The 24,551-nt window shown below is 39.6% G+C and carries 14 protein-coding genes; 9 read left to right on the top strand and 5 right to left on the bottom strand.

Annotated features, from left to right (window positions below; all coding sequences use genetic code 11):
• Nucleotides 1–18 precede the first annotated feature (18 nt).
• The 8 genes from AC504W_RS13800 (at nt 19) to AC504W_RS13835 (ending at nt 14,088) form a co-directional block, all read left to right on the top strand.
• The gene (locus AC504W_RS13800; protein WP_494878365.1) at nt 19–2,208 is read left to right on the top strand and encodes a hypothetical protein; all 2,190 of its coding nucleotides are present in this window, start codon (nt 19–21) and stop codon (nt 2,206–2,208) included.
• A 77-nt stretch (nt 2,209–2,285) separates the two neighbouring features.
• Nucleotides 2,286–5,015: a hypothetical protein gene (locus AC504W_RS13805; RefSeq protein WP_494878367.1), complete on the top strand. Its 2,730-nt coding sequence runs from the start codon at nt 2,286–2,288 to the stop codon at nt 5,013–5,015.
• Nucleotides 5,016–5,088: 73 nt separating this feature from the next.
• On the top strand, nt 5,089–7,443 hold the full coding sequence (locus AC504W_RS13810; RefSeq protein WP_494878369.1) for a CHAT domain-containing protein: 2,355 nt from the start codon (nt 5,089–5,091) through the stop codon (nt 7,441–7,443).
• 85 nt (nt 7,444–7,528) lie between these two features.
• Nucleotides 7,529–9,283: a ShlB/FhaC/HecB family hemolysin secretion/activation protein gene (locus AC504W_RS13815; RefSeq protein WP_494878371.1), complete on the top strand. Its 1,755-nt coding sequence runs from the start codon at nt 7,529–7,531 to the stop codon at nt 9,281–9,283.
• The gene (locus AC504W_RS13820) at nt 9,284–9,613 is read left to right on the top strand and encodes a hypothetical protein (protein WP_494878373.1); all 330 of its coding nucleotides are present in this window, start codon (nt 9,284–9,286) and stop codon (nt 9,611–9,613) included.
• A gap of 41 nt (nt 9,614–9,654) precedes the next feature.
• On the top strand, nt 9,655–10,737 hold the full coding sequence (locus tag AC504W_RS13825) for an AAA-like domain-containing protein (RefSeq protein WP_494878375.1): 1,083 nt from the start codon (nt 9,655–9,657) through the stop codon (nt 10,735–10,737).
• A gap of 132 nt (nt 10,738–10,869) precedes the next feature.
• Complete coding sequence (locus tag AC504W_RS13830) at nt 10,870–13,209, top strand: nSTAND1 domain-containing NTPase (protein ID WP_494878376.1); 2,340 nt, start codon at nt 10,870–10,872, stop codon at nt 13,207–13,209.
• 12 nt (nt 13,210–13,221) lie between these two features.
• The gene (locus tag AC504W_RS13835) at nt 13,222–14,088 is read left to right on the top strand and encodes an Rpn family recombination-promoting nuclease/putative transposase (RefSeq protein ID WP_494878377.1); all 867 of its coding nucleotides are present in this window, start codon (nt 13,222–13,224) and stop codon (nt 14,086–14,088) included.
• Nucleotides 14,089–14,519: 431 nt separating this feature from the next.
• Here AC504W_RS13835 and AC504W_RS13840 read toward each other — a convergent pair whose 3' ends face one another.
• On the bottom strand, nt 14,520–16,208 hold the full coding sequence (locus tag AC504W_RS13840) for an NAD-binding protein (RefSeq protein WP_494878378.1): 1,689 nt from the start codon (nt 16,206–16,208) through the stop codon (nt 14,520–14,522).
• A gap of 178 nt (nt 16,209–16,386) precedes the next feature.
• On the opposite strand from AC504W_RS13840, the gene AC504W_RS13845 reads away from it, so the two are divergent.
• The gene (locus AC504W_RS13845; protein WP_494878379.1) at nt 16,387–16,878 is read left to right on the top strand and encodes a hypothetical protein; all 492 of its coding nucleotides are present in this window, start codon (nt 16,387–16,389) and stop codon (nt 16,876–16,878) included.
• A gap of 31 nt (nt 16,879–16,909) precedes the next feature.
• Here AC504W_RS13845 and AC504W_RS13850 read toward each other — a convergent pair whose 3' ends face one another.
• From AC504W_RS13850 to AC504W_RS13865, 4 genes are all read right to left on the bottom strand, one after another.
• Nucleotides 16,910–18,094, bottom strand: a complete 1,185-nt coding sequence (locus tag AC504W_RS13850; protein ID WP_494878381.1) for a low temperature requirement protein A — start codon at nt 18,092–18,094, stop codon at nt 16,910–16,912.
• A gap of 795 nt (nt 18,095–18,889) precedes the next feature.
• Complete coding sequence (locus AC504W_RS13855) at nt 18,890–19,381, bottom strand: orange carotenoid protein N-terminal domain-containing protein (RefSeq protein ID WP_494878382.1); 492 nt, start codon at nt 19,379–19,381, stop codon at nt 18,890–18,892.
• Between the two features lie 135 nt (nt 19,382–19,516).
• The gene (locus tag AC504W_RS13860) at nt 19,517–22,315 is read right to left on the bottom strand and encodes a CHAT domain-containing protein (RefSeq protein WP_494878383.1); all 2,799 of its coding nucleotides are present in this window, start codon (nt 22,313–22,315) and stop codon (nt 19,517–19,519) included.
• A 130-nt stretch (nt 22,316–22,445) separates the two neighbouring features.
• Complete coding sequence (locus AC504W_RS13865) at nt 22,446–24,242, bottom strand: ShlB/FhaC/HecB family hemolysin secretion/activation protein (protein ID WP_494878385.1); 1,797 nt, start codon at nt 24,240–24,242, stop codon at nt 22,446–22,448.
• Between the last annotated feature and the right edge of the window lie 309 nt (nt 24,243–24,551).

A 24,551-nucleotide genomic window follows, 5' to 3' on the forward strand; every position in this document is an offset into this window, starting at 1 on the left:
AACTTTTAACTTTTTTATATGGCAGTTAATCTCGTTAACACTAAAATTTCTACACAAGTATTGAACTTTCAACCAGGTGGTTCACCAGCTTCTTTTGAAGTGACTGTAGTTAATGAAAGCAATCAGTTTGCTTCTTTTCAAATCGAAATCATTGCAGCTGGCAGTAGTGAAAGTTTAGGGTCTAATTGGTACAGTATTAAACCTGCGGTGAGTGCGAAAAATCCGCCAGGGGATAGTACAAAATTTGAAGTCACAATTATTAATACGCCTGTTGCTGGTTTTATCGGCAAAATGAATTTGATAGTGCGAATTTTTTCGCTGGAATTAAGAGATGAGGACAGACAATTACTACGGTTGATAGTTGAAGCAGGTGTTGGTGCTGTACCGATGCAGGTTGAGTTACCAATACGAGAATTTACAACTCAACCACAGGGAACAATTGAGATTCCAGTGCGGGTTTTTAATCCTAGTCAATTACCTGCGAGTGTTTCTTTAAAACCGATTGGACTTAAACCCCAATGGTTTATTAATGGGGATGAAAAACTATTACCAGTTCCACCAGGTAATAAAGCAGAGACTTCATTTTTATGTCAGTTACCAATTGCGGAAGAAGTACCGAGTCAAGCATATCCTTTTACTATTGAAGCTAATTATCTTAACGGACTTCCATCTAGTAGTCGAGAAGGCATAATTAATGTTAATCCAGCCGGATTGATTGACTTTCAATGCACTCCAGAAAAACAACATATACCTGCATTTCGTACTTGGCTACCTCAGTTGAGAGTTAATTCGGCAACTTACCAACTTGAATGCCAAAATCATAGTAATTTGACTCAAAAGATAAGTATTGAAGTCAAAGAAGACTCGGAAGGCAAGCGTAAATGTTTTTGGGAAGTTCAACCAGAATTTATAGAATTAAACCCCGGAGAAAATAATAATTTACAACTATTAGTCAGTCAGCGGCGCAGGTGGTTAGGTTTTCGGCAAAAACTAGCATTTAAAATCAAGGCTATTGCATCAGATACCCGCGTAAATATTAACAACGAGAATCAATATTTACAACTAATTCTTCATCCTATTTTACATCCTTGGCTACAGATGGGATTAGGAATTTTGCTGTTATATCTACTCTGGTTTTTATCATGGCTCAATCCCAACAACCCATTTTTTGGCCATCGTCGTGCTGTGACATTTGTGCAGTTTAATGGAGTAGGCGATCGCGCTGTTAGCAGTTCTCAAGACCAAAGTATTATCAGATGGAAGATTGCTGGTTTTACTAATCCTTTCGTTAATCAAGATGATGGGAGGATGGCTAAAAATATAGGTAAATCTGTTCGGGTTGTGCGCTATAAACCTGTGGATAATGACGTGGTAGCAGCAGGTTTAGAAAATGGTGAAATCCAAATTTGGGATGTGCTTGGCGGTACGAAAAAGCCAAAAGTTACTTTTTCAAATGATAAAGCAGACCGTGTTCTAGGTTTAGAATTTAGTCAAGATTCACACTATTTATTCAGTGGTCATGGTAGTGGTTTAGTTTTGCAATGGGATGTAGATAGCGCTCTGTTAGATGATCATCAAAGTTTAACAAAAAATGATAGTTGCAAAGATGTTAAATTTCTTGTTGATTGCAAAGATGTGAACTTTCCTATTTATAGTTTAACTTTAGCTGGCAATGATAAACAAAATTTAGTAATCGGTGGTAGATACAATAACTTAGCTATATGGAATTTTTCCCAAAATAAACTATGGAAAGTTCCATATAATCCTCCCGGTAGTCAAAATGATTATATTGTCAGTGTAGATAGTGCGGAATATAAACCAAGTTTATTAGCAACAGCAGATAATATGGGGCAAATTACTTTATGGAATATGCAACAATGTCTGAGTAAAAATAATGGTCAGTGTCAAGTTATAGATAAATGGTCTGATGGTCATGGTGGTAAAGCAGTGCGTTCTGTGGCGTTTAGTCGAGATGGTTGCTATTTAGTTAGTGGTGGTGACGATAATCGAGTAATGCTATGGCCATTAACTAAAGAAGGTAGAAGAATATCTCCTGTTGGTCAACCTATCCGTTCGGAAAGACAAAGATTTAATAGTGTAGATATTAAAGTTGTGAAAAATAAAATTTTAATTATTAGTGGTAATGACGATCATAAAGTGAGGTTAGATATTCGAGATTTAAATAAAAATATTGGTTGTAAGGAATAATAATTAACGCTAATAGACGCAGTTAGAATTATTTTTTACTTTTTACTTTTTACTTTTTACTTTTTTGGGGGTAAGATATGACTGCCATAAATTCGAGAACTAGCAATTCCCAACTCGGTTTGAGTATGGCAGATGTGTTGACTCTGCCACCACAACAGCGCAAAATTGTGCAGTGGTTAATTAAGCATTCAGATAGTGCTTCTCTTACGCAAGTATCACTTCATTTAGATTTAAATCAACAAGCTACTTTAGCTTTATTAGATGAATTAGTTGAAGAAGGTTTTGTTCAGCAAGTCTTAACTTCCGGTGAGGTAAAATACAAGGTTAATTTAGCGGCTAAACGCGGCATTCAACAGCAAAACCTACAACAAACCCTTGCGCCTGGAAATCCTCTAGCAGTTATTTTTAATCCTTCTGGGGATTACGCCGTTCAAGCTGGGGGAAATTTTGACCTGAATGTAACGGTTACTAATAAAGGTCAAGAAAGTGCTTTAATTGATATTTTTATTGATGAATTATCACCACAATTAATTCAATGGTGTGACGCGCCTAAGCAAAGGTTAGCACTGAGTCCAAATTCTGTGGGTGAGGTGTTATTTGAATTTCAAGTACCTGTAACGGCAATTCCTAGCACTTACAACTATTCAATTGTTGTGGATGCACCGTTGCATTATCCCGAAGATACGCCAATTCGACATGGGGCAAAAATTCAGGTTTTACCAGCAATTGAAACTGTAGTTAGAGTTAGTGACCCGACTTTTAGCTTACTACCTTTAACGAGTTCGCGATCGCCTGCCAAAATTCTCCCTGGCGGAATCTTACAAGTTAATGTTAATGTCCACAACCGTTCTGATAGGGTAGATAGATTTCGCCTCAGTTGTCTTGATTTACCTGAAGAATGGGTGAGTATCCGCTATCCCGAAGGTTTGGAAACGGCGGGACTTGTTATCCCCAACATGGGTTTAAATCTCAACCCAGGCGAAAAAGGAGAAATCTTACTTCAATTTCAGCCATCACTAGGCGCAAATGCCGGACTTTACTACCCTAGCATCCGCTTGTATTCTGCCAACAATCCCGATTTGATGCTATTGGATGTCATATATTGGGAAATTTTGCCGTCTTATTTGCTAAATGCAGAGATGCTGATAGTGGTAAATCGAGTGAGACGCAAAGGCGGAACTTTTGAAGTTAAGTTGACGAATGCGGGTAACACTGTCAGAGAAATTGCTTGTGAAGCAGTTCCTATAGATGAAGATAAGGTGTGTACTTACGTAACTTCTCCGGCTTTGTTGCGCGTATTACCGGGAGAAAAAGTGTCGACAAAAGTGACAGTGGCACCTGTGAAATGGTGGTATCGTCCGATGTTTGGCGCGGGGAGATTACTTAACTTTCGCATTGAATTAGTAGATCAGCAACAAATACCTTTACCTAATCCCGCTTTACCAGGAAGTTTAATTTGGGAACCGCGTCCTTGGTGGCAATTTTTACTTGTATTGTTGACAGTTATAGGTAGTGTAGCAGCGATCGCATTTTTGATTTGGCTGTGGTTATTCCGTCCCCCAGCAGTTCCGAAAATCTTGCAATTTCTCTCTTCTGATGCGACTTATCAAGCATCGAATGGCGATTTTATTCGCTTAAGTTGGCAAATTCGCCACCCCAAAAAATTGCAAACATTATCGTTAACGGGTTTATTTGCTGATGGTACAGCAGCGGTGCAACCTGTAGTTTATACCTTTAATGGTAAACTTCCCGCAGAACTACAACCATTTTGTCAAATGGGTGCAGTATTAACTTGTGCTAATGTGCCGACTGATGCGCGTAAATCAGGAGATTACATTTTTCAAATGCAAGCATTTGCTAATGATAATCCAGACTTGCCCGCCGACACAATTAAAACGAATACGATTAAAATTATCCCGATTCCCCCACCGCAACTTCTACAATTTTCTCCAGCACAATCTGTTTATCAAGAAGTTAAAAATAGTGATACCAAAATTAGACCAGATACAATTCGCCTCAATTGGAAAGTCAATGATTTAGATAGATTAAAAGAATTACGCATTATTGGGCGATCGCCAGAAAATTTAGTTAATAGTCCACAACAAACTTATAATGTCAGCCAAGGTATTCCCGACACACTAAAAACTTTCTGTACCCAGCAAGAAAATCAATTAAACTGTCGCAATGTTCCTGCTGATAATCGCGGCGCAGGAGACTATATATTTGAAATACAAGTATTTACTAAAACCGATACAGATAAACCAAGCATTTCGCAAAAAGCAGACTTAGTAAAAGTCCAACCTTTACCCAGCAAAATTATCGAATTTAAAATTGATGGGAATAACCCATTACCAAAATATCCCATAGGAATTAATCCACTCAAACCTAATAAACCTCTCAACTTATCTTGGAAAGTCGAAGGTAGCAATAATATTAAAGTCGAACTTCTTCCCGCGCCAGGAGATATCCCTCGTAACGGTACAATACCTTACCCAGTTAATCAACAACCCGGTAGCGAAATAATTACTTTACAAGTTACTAATTCTACTGGTGAAAAAGTTAGTCGTTCCGTCACCATTGAAACTTTTTTACCGCCTAACTCAACAACCAATCAACCACAACTACCACAACTAGAAGGTGCAAAAACCCAAATTCCAGCTATACCCCCACCACCCGCAACACAACCTACACAACTGCCTGGTACTTCCCCATCTTCAGGTAACAATACATCACCTAACCCAAATTCACCGACACCTTCTCAACCAGACAAACTCTCACCCTTAGAACTACCACCAGGATTTGATTAAAAGCAAATTTTTCTTCTTTGCGCCTACTTTTCGAGAAGCCGCTACCGCGTCTATGCGTAAGATAAAAAATACTATGAAACCCCATCTATTTTTAACAATAATCTTAACTTCCCTGCTACTTTTACCACTTTCCGCCAACTCCAACCAACCAATAGACGCACAACAATATCGTGCTAACTTACTCTTAAATCTTGGTAACAGACAACTAACCAACGGACAGTTTAAATCAGCATTATCATCCTTACAAGAGTCACTTAGACTATATCAAACAATAGGCGATCGCACTGGAGAAGCCACCGCACTATTTCGCATTGGTGACGCTTACTTTACTCTCGGTAGATATAGAACTGCGATTAATTTTTACAAACAAAGTTTACAGCTAACTCAAGACTTTGTTAATCAATCAATGACAGTGCAAATTTTTGAACATCTCAGCAATACATATACTAATCTGGGCGATGAAAAGTTAGCTAAAAAATATCAAGAACAAGCAACAGCACTCAAAAAAGATATTGGTAATCCCGATAGAGAAGCAGCTTTTTTAGGTAATGTTGGTTTAGACCATGATGCTGCAACTGAGTATAAACAAGCGATTGCTTTTTATTCCCAACAATTCACAACTGCTAAGGCAAATAATAACTATCAACTGCAAATTGATGCCTTACAGAACCTCGCTGCAACTTATCGTCAATTAGGACAATATCCCCAGGCGATCGCAATTTATCAACAACAGCTAAAATTAGCCCAAGAATTAAACAATAATACCCTCGTCAGTTTAACCTTTAAACGAATAGCCGAAATCTATCAAACTCAAGGGGATTTTCAAGCTGCGATCGCTTTTTATCAACAACAGCTAAAACTTACAGATAAATCTCAAAAATCTGAAGTCATCAGACAGTTAGGACGCATTTATACTTTTGCTAAAGATTACGATAAAGCAATTGCATTATATCAAGAACAGCTAGACTTTGCTAAAGCTAATAAAGATAATTACACTCAAGGTATAGCCTTAAATAACTTAGCTTTTGTTTATTTAAACTCTAGTAAATTAGATGATGCTGAAACTACGCTACAAGCAAGTATTAAAAATTGGACATCTTTACGTTTAGAGTTAGGTAACACAATTGATTATGCGGCGGAACAAAGGAATACATATAACTTACTACAACAAGTTTTGATTACTCAAAATCAGCCAGAGTCCGCATTAGAAATCTCTGAACAAAGTAGTATCATGGCATCCTTCCAATTATTAGGAATGCGGTTAGCTTCTGAAGCAAAAGATAATAATCTTAAAATCGCGCCTAAATCAATTATATTACCGACAGTTACCGACATTCAAAAAATTGCTAAAGAGCAAAAAGCTACTCTAGTGAAATATACTATCATTCCTGATGATGGCTTATATACTTGGGTAATTCAACCCACAGGGAAAATTACATTCCGTAAAATCAAACCAATACCGGAAAATACATTTGATTCAGTTAATTCCATCTCTGAAATAGTTGCTAGTATTCCTAATTATCTAGGTGTCAATAGTCAAGAGAATCAAGGTAAAAAACTTGTTAATCCTTTGTTGCAGTTACATCAATTATTCATCAAGCCAATTGCTGATTTATTACCGGAAAATCCTACAGCCCAAATCATATTCATTCCCCAAGATGATTTATGGTTTGTTCCCTTTCCAGCATTGGTTGATATTTCTGGCAAATATTTAATTGAAAAACATCCCATTTCAACTGTACCAGCAATTCAAATACTCAAATTAGCAAAAGAACAACGAGGTAGAACAGGTGGTAGTAAAGTTGTTGTTGTGGGCAATCCTACCATGCCGAAAATCGCTCACTCAATTAACGCTACACCCCAGCCTTTACCACAATTAATCAATGCAGAACAAGAAGCTTTAGCTGTTGCTGATTTATTTAAAACTAAGGCTTTAATTGGTAGCCAAGCCACAAAGGCAGCAATTTTACCTTTATTACCCAAAGCAAAACTCATTCATCTGGCAACATATAGTGTTTTAGATGATATCAAAAGACAAGGTAGCCCCGGAGGTATCGCCTTAGCTGGAGAAAATAACGGACTACTCACCGCCAGCGAAATTCTCAACTTGTACAATCAACCAAAAGGTAAGCGTTTGCGTGCTAAGTTAGCCTTTATCAGTGCTGGGGAAACCGGACAAGGTAGTATGGGTAATGGTGTACTGAGTTTATCTCTAGCATTGATGGCATCTGGTGTTCCTAGTGTGATTGTCTCACAATGGGCAGCAACAGATATACCGACATCTATGCTAACTACTGAATTTTATCGCCAGTTAAAGCAGAACCCTAACAAAGCCCAAGCATTACAAAAAGCGATGTTAGCCACAATGAAGCAGTATCCTAATGCCAAATATTGGGGAGGATTTAATTTAATTGGAGAAGTACATTAAAAAATAATAAAAAAGTGACACAATATAGCAAAACCAGAAACAATAAATCTTACATAGGAATGATTTTTTATAGACAAAATTTAAAATGTCAAATTTACAATCTGCAATTTATTTTGGTTTATTCAAAAAATATATACATTGGCTATCTACTAGCTTGATTTTTAGTTGTGCTTGTGTAATTTTAACTTTGCCATCATTTGCACAAGCACCCAATTCCGAAGGAAACCCTAATCAAGACCGCTTTCCTCAGCCAGGAACAACACCCGAACCTTTACCGCCAGAGTCACAACCACCCATACAACCAACACCAACACCAACTCCCGAAACTCAACCTACAGAAGCTTCTCAAACTATTAAGGTAGAGAAAATCAACGTCACAGGGAGTACAGTTTTTCGCCCAGAGAGATTTAAAACCATTACTCAGACTGTAGAAGGGCGTGAAGTTACAGTCGAAGAACTCCGCAAAGCTGCTGATGCCATCACTCAAGTGTACCTTGACCAAGGTTACATCACGTCTAGGGCAATTGTTGTAGACCAAACTGTGAACAATGGTGTAGTAGAAATCCGAGTCATTGAAGGGAGAATCGAAAAAATTGAGGTTCAAGGTACAAGACGGTTAAATCCTGAATATGTGCGTAGTCGTGTAGCTTTAGGCGCAGGTAAGCCGCTTTTGACATCTGCATTAGAAGACCAATTAAGATTACTCCGGGCTGACCCTTTATTTGCTAACGTGGAAGCTAGTTTACGGGCGGGTAGTGGTGTTGGTCAAAGTATTTTGATTGTGCGCGTGACTGAAGCACAACCCTTTAATGCAGCGTTGACTGTTGATAATTATTCTCCTCCTAGCATTGGTTCGGAAAGATTGGGCGTGAATGCTAGTTATCGCAATCTTTCTGGTCTGGGTGATGAATTTAGTGCTGCCTATTATTTAACAACTAGGGGTGGCGCAAATGTTTTTGACTTTAATTATCGCCTCCCACTCAACCCGATGGATGGGACTCTACAACTGCGAACCTCATTTAATGATACAAATGTTGTGGAAGAACCATTTGCGGCTTTTGATATCAGTGGAGAATCGCAACTGTATGAAATTAGTTTTAGACAACCACTAATTAGAACACCCCGTGAAGAATTTGCTTTATCTCTGGGTTTTGCAGTGCAGAATGGTCAAACTTTTACCTTTGCAGGGCCAACACCCTTTGGTTTTGGCCCAGATGATGAAGGGAATAGTCGCACCCGTGTGATTAAATTTGGTCAAGATTATGTAATTCGGGATATTAATGGTGCTTGGGCATTGCGATCGCTATTTAGTTTCGGTCTTGGTATATTTGATGCTACTAGCAATCCCAGTCCAATTCCCGATGGGCAATTTTTTAGTTGGTTAGCACAAGCCCAGCGAGTGCAACGTCTAAGTACAGATAATATATTAGTTGCCCAAGCTGAGTTACAACTTACACCCAATGCTTTGTTACCAGCCCAGCAGTTTGTTGTGGGTGGCGGTCAATCAGTCCGCGGTTATCGCCAAAATGTCCGCGCTGGCGATAACGGTGTACGCTTGACTATCGAAGACCGTTTAACAGTACAACGAGACGCATCTGGTAATTCAACACTGCAAATTGCGCCATTCTTTGATATGGCTTACGTCTGGAATGTGGATGATAATCCGAATACCTTACAACGTCAGAAATTTATTGCAGGTATCGGACTCGGCGTATTATTTCAACCCATACCGCAGCTTGATATCAAACTTGATTACGGATATCCCTTGATAGACTTAGATGACCGAGGGACAAATGCCCAAGATGATGGTTTTTACTTCAGCGTCGGCTATCGTTTGTAGATGTTTTGCGATCGCAATTCATCTTTCCATCATCACAATCATAATGTGAGCGATCGCATTTGTTATTTCCACCGTCACAATCATAATGTGAGCGATCGCATTTCATCTTTCAACCATCACAATAGCAATGTGGGCGATCGCAATTCATCTTTCAACCATCACAATCACAATGTGAGCGATCGCATTTCATCTTTTCACCATCACAATTACAATGTGAGCGATCGCATTTCATCTTTTCACCATCTCAATTGTAATGTCTGCTTTCCTTGCAACTTTTGCGCCTTTGATGATGAGTCTTTTACCGAACAAAATATAATGCTATGCTTTTAAGCAATTACACTGAAATAAATTAAACTCATATAAAATTTTACATGACTTCTGGATCGCTGCCTGCTAACCCGTTTGTGGGTGCGGGAATGATTGAAGACCCCAGATTGTTTGTTGGTAGGAAGGATGAATTACACGCGATCGCATCTCGGATGAGTGGCGCACAGCCGACAAGTATTAACATTGTGGGTGAAAAGCGCATTGGTAAATCTTCGCTGCTGTATCACTTTTTTCTAACTTGGGAACAGCGAGTGCAGAACCCTAGCCGCTACGTTGTAATTTACCTTTCCTTGCAAAGTGTACATTGTCAACGAGAGGAAAATTTTTATTTAGCAGTGGCGCAAGAGTTACTCAATTTTTCTAGTGTAGCGACTAACCCAGCTTTAAGTGACCCTTTAAGAATTAGACCCCTTGACCGTGTAGCTTTTTCTGATGCAATCAGAGAATGGAAAAGGCAAGGTGTATTACCAGTTTTATGTTTAGATGATTTCAAAACTTTATTTGACAACAAGAGCGAATTTAATAATGACTTTTACAACAACTTGCGTTCTTTGATGAATCACAACTCTGTGATGTTGGTAATCGCTTCACAACATCAATTAGATTTTTACAGCAAAAAACATCAATTAACTTCTTCTTTTTTCAATTTAGGTCATGTGATTAAATTGGGAGAACTGCAAGAAGATGAAGTCAAAGATTTGCTCCGCCTACCAGCTAGTACAGTGAATAATGCTGCACCTGCTTTAAGTATGGATGAACAGCGTTTAACTCAGCAGTTAGCTGGGAGTCATCCATTTTTACTGCAAATAGCAGGAGGCTTGGTGTGTGAAGCACGTCAGCAGGGACACGATGAAAACTGGGTAAAAACTCATTTTGTTCAACAATCTCGGCGCTTACCACAGTCTCGGTTAGATTCGCGCCGATGGTGGCGTGGGCTGCGTTGGTTAGTTTGGAATTTACCAGTACGTCTAGGGCGCGTAGTTAAATTTCTGGGCGGAACTGTAGATGATGTGAGTAGCTGGATTAAAGGAATGGCAATTTTAGTAATGGTTATTTTGGTGTTTACACGCGTCATCAATTGGAATGAAGTTTGGGATTTTGTGCGTGACCAATTAGGGATTAAATAAAAAATTAGGTTGGGTGGAGCAATAGCATAACCCAACAAAGTCTTAACTATAGTTGAGTTTCTATTCCTTAACCCAAACTACACTTCACTACGCCTCACAATGACATAAAACAAATTATTTACAGAACATGATATGAGCCAAACCTCACCAAAATCAGGCTTGTGGAATTATGTAGCTGAATGTCTGCGCCTTTTGTATTGGATTTACTTCAAGCCTTTTACCTTTGAACGCTGGCTACGCGATATCCATCCAGAATTAAAACCGAGAAATGATCCCTTTGATAAACAAGCTGAGTTTCGCAGCAATCCGCGTTTACGTCGCTATGCTGGGCAAATTTGGTGGTTAACCGCATTAGCGCCAATATTTGCTGTATTGCTAGTTGCACCAGTTTTCACACTAGTTAGTGGCGAATCTTTTAACTGGTTCAGAAGCTTGATTTTTTTGTTGGGCTGGCTAATAGGAAGGGTTCTAGACCGTGTTAGCTATAGAAATAGATTAGTTATTTTAGTTGTTGCCATCTTTACTGTATTTTTAGCAGCTATATTTTTGTTAGGCATGGCGTTAGGCGTGACGTTCGGCGTGGCGTTCGGCGTGGCGGGAGGTGTAGCGGTTGGCGTGACGGTTGGCGTGGCATTCGGCGTGGCATTCGGCGTGACGGTTAGCGTGGCATTCGGCGTGGCATTCGGCGTGGCGGGAGGCGAGGCGGTTGGCATGGCGTTCGGCGCGGTGGGAGGCGAGGCGGTTGGCGTGGCGGTTGGCGTGGCGGTTGGCGTGGCGTGGTTTTTTGGTGTAATAAGAGTTTACTTTTGGTTGCCGGAATTGATTTGGATGTTCATTACTTTTTTTATTTCTCGCTGGCAAAGTTCAGGAAGTTATTTACAATATTTGCCTCCTTGGTTTGATGAATTAATTTTTTTACCTCTGCCTTTCATGGATAGGATGATTGTAGAGGCTTACGCAGAAAACCCAGTCATTGCTCGTAAAACTATTGATTATTTAATTACATCTACTAACCAACAAAAAGTTGCAACACAAGCAATTATCAAAATTGCTATAAATATTCTCAACCAATGCCGAAGATTAGGAGACATTGCCGATATTTCTTATGAACTAACTTGGATTCCGTCACCACCGCCATCAGAACTTGGGACAATTCTGCCCCAGTTTTTAGATATTAGCCAAGGCGTACGAGCATCACAAGAAGCAACTTCACTTTACCGTCAGTATGAGTTATTACAACTTCCTATTGATTCTTTGTACGAACTAAAAAATCTTCTAGCTTTTGCAAAAAATTCTTCATTAGCTACTCAATTTGGCAGCATTACAAACCGTTGGCTAACAATATTAGAAACAGCACAACGCACTTTAGCAGAAACAGCAAAACAATCACAAGAAATTCGCCAAGTTTACATTGCTGGTAATTCCTTAGAACCCGCAACAGCTACAAATCGCTTTAAAGGGCGAATTGATATATTCCGAGAAATTGAAACTTTAACACTTTCCGACCAGCCACCAGTTTTATTACTCTACGGTGGGCGCAGAACTGGTAAAACTTCTGCACTCAAATATTTACCTGACAAAGTTGTCCCTAATATCGTTCCTTTGTTGGTAGATTTACAAGGTGCAGCATCAGCCACAACACTTAAAGGATTTGCCGAAAATCTATCTCAGCAAATTATCAATACTGCACGCCGCTTACCCCGCAAAATACACTTACCAACTCCAGATGCTTATAAATTAGCTGAAGATCCATTTCCCGCATTGCAAACTTGGTTAGCAGAAATCGAACGTAGCAATTCTGGTAAGCGATTTCTTTTATGTTTAGATGAATATGAACGCTTGAGCGAGGTAGTTACAGCTACAAACAGCCGTGCGCCACTCAACTTTATTCGCAATTTGCTGCAACATCAAAAACAATGGATTTTGCTCTTTAGTGGTTCTCATCAATTATCAGAACTTGAACCTTACTGGACTGATTATTTAATTAACACTCGCGCCTTGCGAATGAGTTATTTGCAAGAGTCTGAAGCGCGTGAATTAATTACCTGTCCTATCGAAGATTTTTCTAATATTTATGAATCAAGTGCTGTAAATTTAATTATTCAACTAACTTGCTGTCAACCTTATCTTGTGCAGTTGATGTGTTATGAGTTAGTAGAATTTTTAAACAAAGATATTAGAGCAAATCGCCGTGAACTAGAGACGGTAAAAGCCACCGCGCAAAATGTACAAGAAATTATTACCATTGTGCTAGAGCGAGGCGATCAATATTTTCGGGAAATCTGGAATAATTTAACAGAGAATGACCGCAATTTACTTCAGCGAATAATTCAAGGCGAAACTCCCACACCACAAGATAGAGGAACAGTACGAAGACTCACCCGCAAAGAAATTTTGACTCAAGAAGGTAATGCTTTTCAAGTGCCTTTAGTGCAGAAATATATTGAACAATTACTAGAAGAAGAGAATTAATACTACCAAATTATGTCAATCGATCATGATCGTTTATTTAAAGAATTAATTTCTACATTTTTCACTGAATTCATTGAGCTATTTCTTCCTGCTGTTGCTGGTGATATAAATAAGGACTCGATTCAATTTTTACCAGAACAATTACTTGTCGATGTGACTGCGGGAGATAAAAAAATCATAGATTTACTTGCAAAAGTAAAATATCGAGAACAAGATACTTTCTTCTTAATTCATGTTGAAGCTCAATCTTATACACAGCAAGATTTTGCAAAACGAATGTTTAAATATTTTGCAAGACTTTACGAAAAATATGATTTACCAATCTACCCCGTCGTAATTTTCTCTTTTGATGAACCACTAAAACAAGAACCACAAACGCATAGCATTACCTTTCCTGATTTAGATGTACTCAAATTTGAATTTGCCGCAATTCAATTAAATAGAATTAGTTGGCGCGATTATTTAAATCAACAAAACCCAGTTGCAGCAGCACTAATGTCCAAAATGAATATTTCACCAGCAGAACGTCCGCAGGTGAAAGCAGAATGTTTGCGGCTATTAACTACTCTAAAATTAGATCCTGCAAGAATGCAATTGATTTCCGGCTTTGTTGATACTGATTTAAATTTAAATGAAGCCGAAGAACAAACTTTTAGGGCGGTAATTACTACAATGGGATTAGATAAAAAGGAAGAATATATGGAAATTATCACAAGCTGGGAAAAAAAAGCATTAGAGAAAGTAGCAGTTAACTCTCTACGTGAAGGTTTATCAGTGGAAACGGTAGCGCGAATTACTGGGTTAACAGTAGAGCAAGTACAAAAATTACAGGTAAAATTAGCAGATGTCTCTCAAGAAGAGTCAAGAGAAGAAAATTAGGCAATATCGCTTTTTTACAAGTATTGCAGATGCGATCGCCTAAAATGCGAATCGGTAAAACTAAACTGCTGGTTTCCCCAGGTAGCTAAAATAAGTCTCCGACGAGAAATTTAAGTTGGCAATTGCAGTGTGAGCGATCGCAATTCATCTTTCAAGCATCACAATCACAATGTGAGCAATCGCAATTCATCTTTCAAGCATCACAATCGCAATGAGAGCGATCGCAATTGATATTTCCACCATCACAATCACAATGTAAGCGATCGCATTTCATCTTTCAACTATCACAATTACAATGAGTGCGATCGCAATTCATCTTTCAAGCATCACAATTACAATGTGAGCGATCGCAATTCATCTTTCAAGCATCACAATCATAATGAGAGCGATCGCAAAAATTATACCCCTAAACCGCTATACCCTTTCTTTTCCTAACTCTTCTGCGATACTCGATCTTCCCGCCACAATTGATATAACCGATTAGCAGGCATTGTTAAATATAAAATATCTCCCTCCGCCAGCTGTGTTGTCAGTAATTCCCAACCTTGGACACGTTGAGAGTTGGTTTCTACATATAACGGTACAAAGTCAGCAGACACGGCTATTTCTTTAATCAATTGACCGCAAAAGGGATGTGATGGTGTAATTAATGTGGCGAAGGCTACCCAAAGTTTATCAGCGGTGATGCCATTACCGAGAATGCGCCCACCTAAAGCAGCCGCAGCAAAAGCTGGCGCGGCTAGTTCTGCGGGACTGAGGACAGCTTCAAAATCAAAAACTTGTTGCGCCATCCTCGCAAAATCGGGGTCAGCATAATGGACAATTACCGGAATTTTTGGGGCTATCCCTTTGGCTTTAAGGGCAATTTCTAAGTTAGTTGCATCATTACTAGTTACAGCTAACACCGCCGCCGCAGTGGTGATATTAATGGTTTGCAAAATAGTACGGAAACTAGCATCACCTTGAATTACAGGAATACCCAACCCGCGCACCGAGTTAACATACTTATTATTAGAATCTGTTTCTATAACGATGACTTCATATCCACTAGTATGAAGTTGCTGGACAATTTTGCTGCCAATGCCACTTAAACCGCAGACAATATAATGATGGCGTTGAGGAATTCTGGCTGCATCCCAAAATTGCTTGAAGCGGTTCCCTAAGACAAAATCCGTTAGCATGGCGTACCAAATCCCAATCACCACTGCGCCAATTAACATAATTACAATGGTGAATAACTTGATACTATTAGGGGCATTTTCGACAACTTTATCGTTACCGCCTGCGCCAGTGATCATACCAACAGAAAAATACAAAGCATCAACTAGAGATAAACTCAGTTCTGTAGACCGATAAGTGACTGTGGCGATCGCGATAATTACCATTAACACAATCGCACCAATCACCACCGATTTGCCATGTTGCTGAAACTGGCGCAGACTGGTACAAACTTTTAGAACTTTTTTAATTAACGACCTGCGGATAGAACGAATACGCGGTTGAATCGCTATGATTAAGCGATCGCCTACTTGTAATTCTTGCCCAGATAGCACCCCTTCAATTAAATTCATTTCCCCGCGCACAGGTAAATAATAAATGGGCATTCCTGCGGGTTCTTCCCACAAATTACTTAAATTCCACCCCAACCAAGGATGGTTTTCATCAATATATTCTTCTTGCACAGGCCAAGTTTGATCAAATAATTTGATTTGTCCTATGGCTTGATTTCCTAAAGCCGCAAATGTAAAGAGTGGTGCGGCTAACCCTACAACACTCATACTCAAATGTTCTGGAAGAGTTTGATCTAAACGTTCACCCAGATTTGTATTATAAAAGCGGTTAATAATGCGAAGTCGTGGATTTAATACCCGCGCCTGCATCATAATTGATAAATTCAACGTATCTTCAGAACCCGCGATCACCAAAGTATGTGCTTGGTGAATTCCCGCAGCAGTGAGAGTTGCTGCTGCGTGTAAGTTACCAATAATTACATCTGGTGAACATTCGCCAGGGATTGGTTTGTGATGGATACCAATAACCGATGCGCCCTGCTGTCTCAGCAGACGAAAGATTTTATATCCAGTACGCCCTAAGCCGCAAACAATAATTCGAGGTTTCATGAGACAGCTGATGGTAGGAATGCGTAATTTGTCGTAATTAACAATATTGTTGCGTTGTTTCTTAGGTCGTAACTGTAACTGAAAACACGTTAGGAATAAATCAAATTAATTAGGCACTTTTGCTACATTTGCCAAGTCAATTTATGAGTAATAGTTAGTCTGATAAACATTTTGAGTTATGTATAAGTTGGCAAGATTGACAATTTTTGCAGGTATTTTATGCCCTTTAGTTACAGCAGTAGCGATCGCCTCTACAGCGCAAGCACAACCTTCACAAAGTCCACTAGCTGAACCCAATGTGCAATTAAAAGTGCAACGTACAACCGGAACTTGTCCGCAGACTGTTGGTTTGTGGTGGTTGACGCTACCTTATGAAGGCGGTGCTGAACATACTGTAATTGCCGATACTAGAGCTTTTGCCGATACAACTAAATTAATTCCATCAAAGAATCAACATTTTGTAGAGTTCGTTTCACCTTTACGCAATAACTACGCTACTTGTGTTGGTCAAACCCAAAGTCAGGAATATCCTTTTTATAATGTGCAATTCAAAAATAAAAAGGCATATTTCCGTGTAGACTTGCAGAAAATTCCAGTACCAGACACTCTCATTAGTTACAAAACTGTAACCACTTCTCGTCCTTATGTAAGGTGGGCGATCGCAGATTAATCCTAATACTGGGTTGCTTTACTCAGCACTTTTAAATTTCTGGATCGGCCAAACGATTATTCGGGCGACTCTGATACAAATCTTGAATCACTTGTACAGCAGAAACTAAAGCTACTAAGGCGATAACTGCAACAGGTAATAAACCTTTGCCAAAAAATGCGATCGCCAACAACACAACTGCACCAACCAAGCGATACATAGAACGAATCTTACAATATCGAATCACGCCATATCGATGCAGAATACCCACTGCTAACGAGCATAATGCTACTGAACCACAAATCAACCATCTTTGCGGATCTGCTAACGCTATAGTTGGCTGACTGACCAAAATTTCTTCTACACCAACTCCAGTAGCCGCAATTCCAATCACTAATGGTAAATGGGTATAAAGCCAGATATTAACAGTCCCAACTTTTCCTTGTGTGCGTGCGGTTTCAATTGGTGTTCCCCCTAAATTATCAAAATAAACCCACCACCAACTAAACGCGATCATCAGACCAAAAATCGCAGAAATTACAGTTAAGACCTGCCATTTTTGCTCTGAAACACCGTTAACCACTGCAATAATCGCTTCTCCCAACACAATAATTGTGAACAATCCAAAACGTTCTGGTAAATGGGAGGCGTGCGGAAGCAAGCCAATCTGGTGCTTACGGGCGGTTAATGGTGTCCCAAAATCAATCACAATTCCTACGCCCCAGAGTGCAAATCGCCAAGGAACTGGCAAAAATGCGGAACTTAACCAAATCAAAGATGCGATCGCAAAACCAATCGCATAACGAGTTGTTAAAGGACGCGCCGACGGAATATGTATCCCCGCCCGCACATACTCCACCACCAACACAGCCCGACCAAGTGCATAAGCCAAGGCGAAACCCGAAGAACTTTCTCCTAAGCCGTGGTGAATATTTACAGCCATCCCCGCCGCTGTTAACATTTGCACCCCAACCAGCAACCGATGTACAACATCATCACTATCAAAGCGGTTAGCGTAAAATGTCGTTCCAATCCATGACCACCAAATCGGGATAAACAAAACAACAAATCCCAGTAATCCCGATAGTGAAATATCTTCTTTCAGATTATGCGCTACTTGCGAGACTGCAACCACAAACACCAAATCATAAAAAAGTTCTAGCCAAGTGGCGCGTCTTTCTTCCTCACTATCTTCTTCACCAATGCGTAATCTTGGCGGCTGGAGAAAATTTGTCATAAAAGTTACTTGCAAATCGCTAATAGCTTTCTACCATTAGCTGTCTGCAATTGGCTATGTTTTTATTTGATTTGTCTCATTCTTGCAGTCAAGAAGCTAAAAGATATCTAGAACAATAAATAAAAAGTCCGCAATTGCGGACTTTGGTTAGGCTTTCTGTCACTGTAATTGGCTACAATCATGTATCATGATGCTTTTATTTTTCCTTATTTATTGCCAGCAATCAAGCTTTTATAATTACATCTTTGGACATAAGCTCAGAGATTTTATCTTTAATTTTCTGAACTCAATCAACTTTTACTCCTTTTTATCTATTTACTATTCCCTTCCTACGCAAATTATTTCAAGAATCAAAGCAGATTACTATATTTTTGAGTTATTTTCTCAGACATAAAACACATCTTTAAGTCCATCGTAAACTAACACTAAAATTTTTTATAAATTATAAATAAAGTAAAGGTGGTCAGGTTACAAGCCCTAGGGTTTCCCAGTCCTAGGGTTTTACTTTTTTATAGAGATATTTCACATCTGTGATTAACAGATTAAAACATTAGTCACTTATTAATAAAAAAACAAAATTTTTCAACCACTCGTCAGATAGATGCAACTTGTGAAGAGACAATTTAAAGTATGAGATACAAAACAAAGGGCGTTACGAATTTAGGGTGTAACTATCCTAATGAGCAACCAAAAAATTACACAGAGTAAATATTATATTTACTCTGTGTTTATCTGTGGGTCTAGATGTTAGTCTTTATAAAAAGCCAACAAAGCGGTAGTTCTCAATGCTGGTTATTAAATTTCTGCACCACCTTTAGGTTCAGCACCCATTGGAGAAACATAATCACGGAAAAGGTTTATTTGCTGTTCAAAAGGTAATTCTTTAACTTGGTTTAACAGGGCTTCAGCTTCTGAGGGAAGGCGATAACCAGCAGGTACAGGAATAATTACATTGCTATCCATTCCTTGAGATAGACGGTACCAAAATAGTAACTTGGTGGTATCGCCCAAAGAACCATATTCTCGGCCAATTTGAGTGTCTGCTTTATTAATCAAGTCCCGCTGAATTTGTAGTTGTTCTTCGTGACTTAATTCTTTAACTTGATTAAATAACCCTTCGGCAATTTCTGGAGAAACAGTACTAGCCGCAGGAGCCGCAGGAGTTACAGCACCACCCATTTCTTTATAGATGAACCAGAATAAACCTAGTTGTTGATCTACATCCAATTGTCGCCAAGATTGGAGACATTTACGAATGGTGGGATCGCTGGTTTGAGTATAGGTCATAACGAATTTATTGGTGATTTATGTTGCCATTAGTCACCTTATCAAACACAGATTTAGAGTTTAACCCTACTGAAGACAGATGTAGCTGAATCAAAGAGAATATTGAAGATGAATTCCGAGAATAATCAATTTGATTTATAACCAGTTGCCTACTAAAACGTAAGGGGCCCAATAGTAAGGATGCTTATACTCAGGATCTGTCAAAAGTAACATTTGAGCGCGTTTTAAAGCTTCGGCTTTACTCTCTTTAGTATTAGCAAACTGCTTATAAAACTCACCCATAATGGTTGCAGTAGCTTGATCGTCTACACTCCATAATGTTGCTAATGTACTACGCGCTCCAGAACGCAGAGCAAATCCTGCAATTCCTAAGCCAGCACGTTTATCGCCACTAGCGGTTTGACAAGCGCTCAGAACTAATAACTCGATCGCATTTCTTTGACTTGTCTCTCTGCTTTGCAATAAAGAACTCAATTCGTTGACGTTAACGCGATCGCTTGATAAAGCTGGGTCTTTCTCTTGAGAATTTTTCCAAGTCAAAATGTATGTGTCTTCGGCGTTGGAAGCAAACTGACCGTGGGTTGCAAGGTGAACTACAGGTGCAGAAAATGACTTGATGGCTTTTTCTAAAGCTATTTTGGTAAATTGGCTGTCGAGCAGCACTTTTGCTGGTACTTCTTGTTGAATTGTCGCAATTTCGTTTTTGACACTGGGTAGTCCTTCAAAGGTTCCTAGCGCTTCTGTAATTCCCGCCGCAATGGTACGCGGTTTTTGTCTGGCTAAGGAACGGTTAGGTAACAGGTGTAACCCAGGTGTCAGCGCAATGTTATATCCCTTCTGAATGAGATATTGTTTGCCATCATGCAGTGCAGCCATCGGTACACTCCGCAGTGTTCCATCTAAAACAAACACCAAGTTCTGCACTTTATATGCTTGTAATTGAGGTTCAATATCTCTAATTAACCAGTTATAAACTTTTTGGGAAACAGGTAAAAAGTCACGAGTTGAGCGTGTTACCAATGTTGCTCGGAGTTTCTGGATAGTCTTTTCTACTTCTGTTTGAGAAACTGGAATTGGTTTGGGACGTAATAACAAGTTCTGTTTTTGGCTCTTTAACTTGTTGGGTAAAGAAACAATTACTTCCAAGCGATCGCTCAAAATAATCGGATAAATCACTGCGGCTGTACGATCAATTTCATCAATCTGCACAGGTTTAGCATCTAAACAAGCTTTGCGAAAGAAGTTGTCTAATTCTGCTAATTGCAATGACTCAATTACATCCCTGGCAGTTTTGAGATTTTTTTGGCTGGCTTCAGAATTGTCTTGATATGGCGAATTTTGCAGCAGTAAACTCACTAGTTCTCGATAAACAGGCTCAACTCCCTCTTGAAAGGAAAACTGCACTTCGCGGTTAATGGCGACTAAATCACTCCGCAACAACTTGAGAATGTTCACGGCTTTGGTGTAAGACGCGATCGCCCCTTGTTCGTTGCGTTGGGGATTATCTTGCGCTTTGAGAATTCGGCCTAATTGCCAATGCCAACGATAGGCAATATCAGTTGCACCAATACCTTCAGCTAATTTTAATGCTTGTTGGGTAAGTTGTTGCGCTTCTGACCACTGGTGAGTTTGCTCATACAAATTACCTAATGTCCCTAAAGCATAAGCTTCCGCCCGCGTATCCTTGAGGGTTTTGGCTTGGTCAACAGCGGTAGCAATAATTTGGGCTATCGCTTTCCATTCCACATTCGCCCCATCCAAGCTTTTTACATTACTCAAACTAGCATCTGCTACTAGCTCATTCTTAGGACAACCAGCATTTATTCCCATTTTGGCAGGTTCAGTTAGCTGTTTAAAACATGTCAAACTCTGAGCAAAGTTAATCCGCGCATAAATGGTTTTGCGACTTGTGGGTGCAGTATTCAGTTGTTGCTGAATTTCCGGCCACAAACTTTGTACTTGATGCCATTTTTGCTGATCTATAAACAGGTGCATCTGATTGAGTTGTGCCTGTACCCTAGTTAAGGGTGATTTTGTAAAGGCAGCTTTTTGGTAATAATCTAAAGCTTGTGTAATTCTCTGACTTTTCTCGTCGGGACTTTTACCTAAACTCAATGCTTGGGCAGTGTTTCCTAAACTCAAATAAATTTCGGGAATTAATTGGGGATATACTTGTTGGGCTATGGATAAACTTTGCTCTAACACTTGTAAAGAGCCAAGTTGGTCTAAATCTTTTACCTGAATATCTTCTTGAGTTAAATCCCCTACTAACCGCAAGGTATTACCTAAATTCAGTAGTCCTGTGGCTTTTAGAGGAGAAGCTGGTTGTTTTTGCAAAACTTGATTTACTTGAATTAAGGTGATTTTGGCGCGGCGATACAGTCCTAATGCTTGCAATGCCTGAGTTTGATTGAGTTGGCTACCTATCTTCCCGGCATCATCACCCATTTTGCTATATATAGCTGTGGCTTGCTCCCAACTGGTTAATGCTTCTTGGGAATGTCCTGATGCTAGTTGCACTTGTCCTTGAGTGTTCAGCGCTTGGGCAAGTATCGATAAATACTCACGAGAATCGCTTTGTCGAGCAACTTTTAATAATGCTAAACTCTCTGCGATCGCTTTCTGAGCCTGGGGTAATTGCCCTACTTGCTGATGAGCCAATGCCAAATAGTTTAATGCTAGGGCTTGATTTAGATGATCTCCTTGAACCTGAAAGCTTCCCGCGGCCTGTTGGAATAACCTTGCAGCTTCTGTAAACTCTTCTGATTGGTAAATTTGAATACCCTGTTCTAAAATTTGTTGTGGACTTGTTGATAGCAGAGTATTGGCGATAGGCGCAGTAATATTTTGAATAGCCAGTTGGTAAGAGTTAGGAATTAGGGTAACTGGTTGAGTAATTTGTGATAGTGTGGCTAAAAAAAGAAGTGCAGACATAGGATGAGTCGCTCCCACGGGCAAAGGCTGGTAATTGAATTTGTAATTCAGACTGGCGGAAAAAAGTTTTGCTAAAAGTGGTTTATTTTGTAATGGCAGAACTCTGTTTGATTATTCAAACTTCAGACTTTTAAAATGGTTGCGTATAAACTAGGGAAAAATACAGCCCATTTTCCTGCAAGGTGTTATTGCGAGAATTCGCATCAATTAAGGGAATTCCCCAATCAAAACGGGCATTGATGCGATCGCTTTGCCACAATAATCCCAATCCCACAGAGGCGAGGCTGTTGGGGTCGGGATCGGCACGATTAGAACTGTTGTAAGTAGTTCCATAATCAATAAATGGTGTTAGTTGTAATACACCTCCTAATTGAGGAGCGCGCAGGATGGGATAGCGTAACTCGGCAGATATAAAAAAAGCATTATCTGTCAAGAGTAAATCTTGACGATAGCCCCGCACTGTTTGTTGACCACCTAAACCAAACTGTTCTAGGGGTACTAATGCTCTATCAGCTAATTGAGCATCAGCACGTAGTAAGAGTAAGGTATCGGGTGCTAAGAGGCGTACCCATTGCGCTTGTCCCCGCCACGAGAAAAATCTACTATCTGGTGGCGCGCCGCTGTTGGTAGCATCAAAGGCATCTAGACCAAAACTAAATTGCGATCGCGCTGCAAATACTTCTCTACTATTGCGTTGTGTCCAATCTTGAAAAAATCGCAGTACTGAAAGGCGCGTTTGCCCATCCACAGATCCCGGTGAAGGAAACGGAATACGTTCACCAGCCAAAGACTCTAAATAGCCAATATCACTGTTGCGCCGATTGGCTGTAATTCCCAAAGCAAATTCTGTGGTGGGAGTTTGAATCAGCGGTTGGCGAAATGTCACAGCAAAGTCTTGAGATCTACCTTCAATATCTAAAATATCGAAGGGTTCTTCTACTACATTACTAGAGGTGTAGTTATATTGAAACTGCACTGTCCCATTGTAGGGATTGACTGGTAATGTGTAGCTGACATCAACATCATTGCTACCATCCGTGTTGGCATAAGCAAGGGAAAGTCCATCACCTAAACCTAATAAGTTGGCTTGGGTAAGTTGAATTTGTCTTTGAAAACTGCCAATACTAGGGACTCGATTATTATTTAAGCTAACTTGGGCGCTGAAGGTTTTGGCTTCTGATACCTTGACATCAATGATGCTACTACCAGGGCGAGAACCCGCTGCCAATTCCGCCGAGATATTTTTAATTAAGGGATTAAGTTGCAATAGTTGCAGTGCTTGCAGTAACTTATTTACGTTGAGGGGTTTGCCAGTAGCTACGGCGATGCGACTACGCACATAATCTGGGTTGAGCCGTTTGAGTCCTCTAACTTCTATACTTTCAACGCTACCTTCAATTACTTGAATTTTGACTACATCACCTCTAGATTTGAAGGTTTGATCAGCTGGGATAAATGCCCCAGATGAAATGTAACCTTTGTCTGTATAAAGTTTTGTCACTGCATCACTGACTCTCAGCAATTCTGCAAAGGTGATGGGTTTACCAGTAAATTCTTGGGTAACTTTTGCTAGTTCTTCCGGGCTAAATACAGTACTACCAATTACTTCAAAGCGGGTGACTAGAATTGTGTCTCGTACACCACTGGGGGCTGTTTCTGGCGGGGGAGTAGTTTCCCTAGGCGTTTGGAATAAGTCTTCTGGAGGTGGTAGGGTGGGAGTCTCTGGTGGCGTAGGTTGCGGTAGCTGTGGCCTGGGCAAAGTTTCTGGTGCTGGCAGATTTGGCCTGGTTTGAGCTACTAGATGAATATTCACCGTCTGCGCTTTCACAGGACTAAGAGATAAATTATCGAGAAACAAGGTTGCAAAAATTAACAGATTGAGCGAGCGCATCTGATATTTCGGACTCAAAAAATATTCAGCAGACATGATAGATAGAGATAGATATACACACCCAAAAATTCTTACAGATGAATTTATCTACTGATTCTACCAGTATATTTGCGTAGGTAATATTTCTATTTGATAAGTTTTCCAGATTAGCTAAGAGATGAGTAATCTTGAAAAATCAGGATAGTTCTGCTGATATTACATCTCAGAATAATTTACCCCAAAATATTTTAAGTATTTTTGATGACGATTAATATGGATATTAATAATTAATTAAATTCTACTTGCAGTGCGATCGCTTATCGATGCAGCGGCTTGATGGTATTTATTTAGCAATTATCAAGATAA

The sequence above is a fragment of the Nostoc sp. C96 genome (assembly GCF_059384975.1).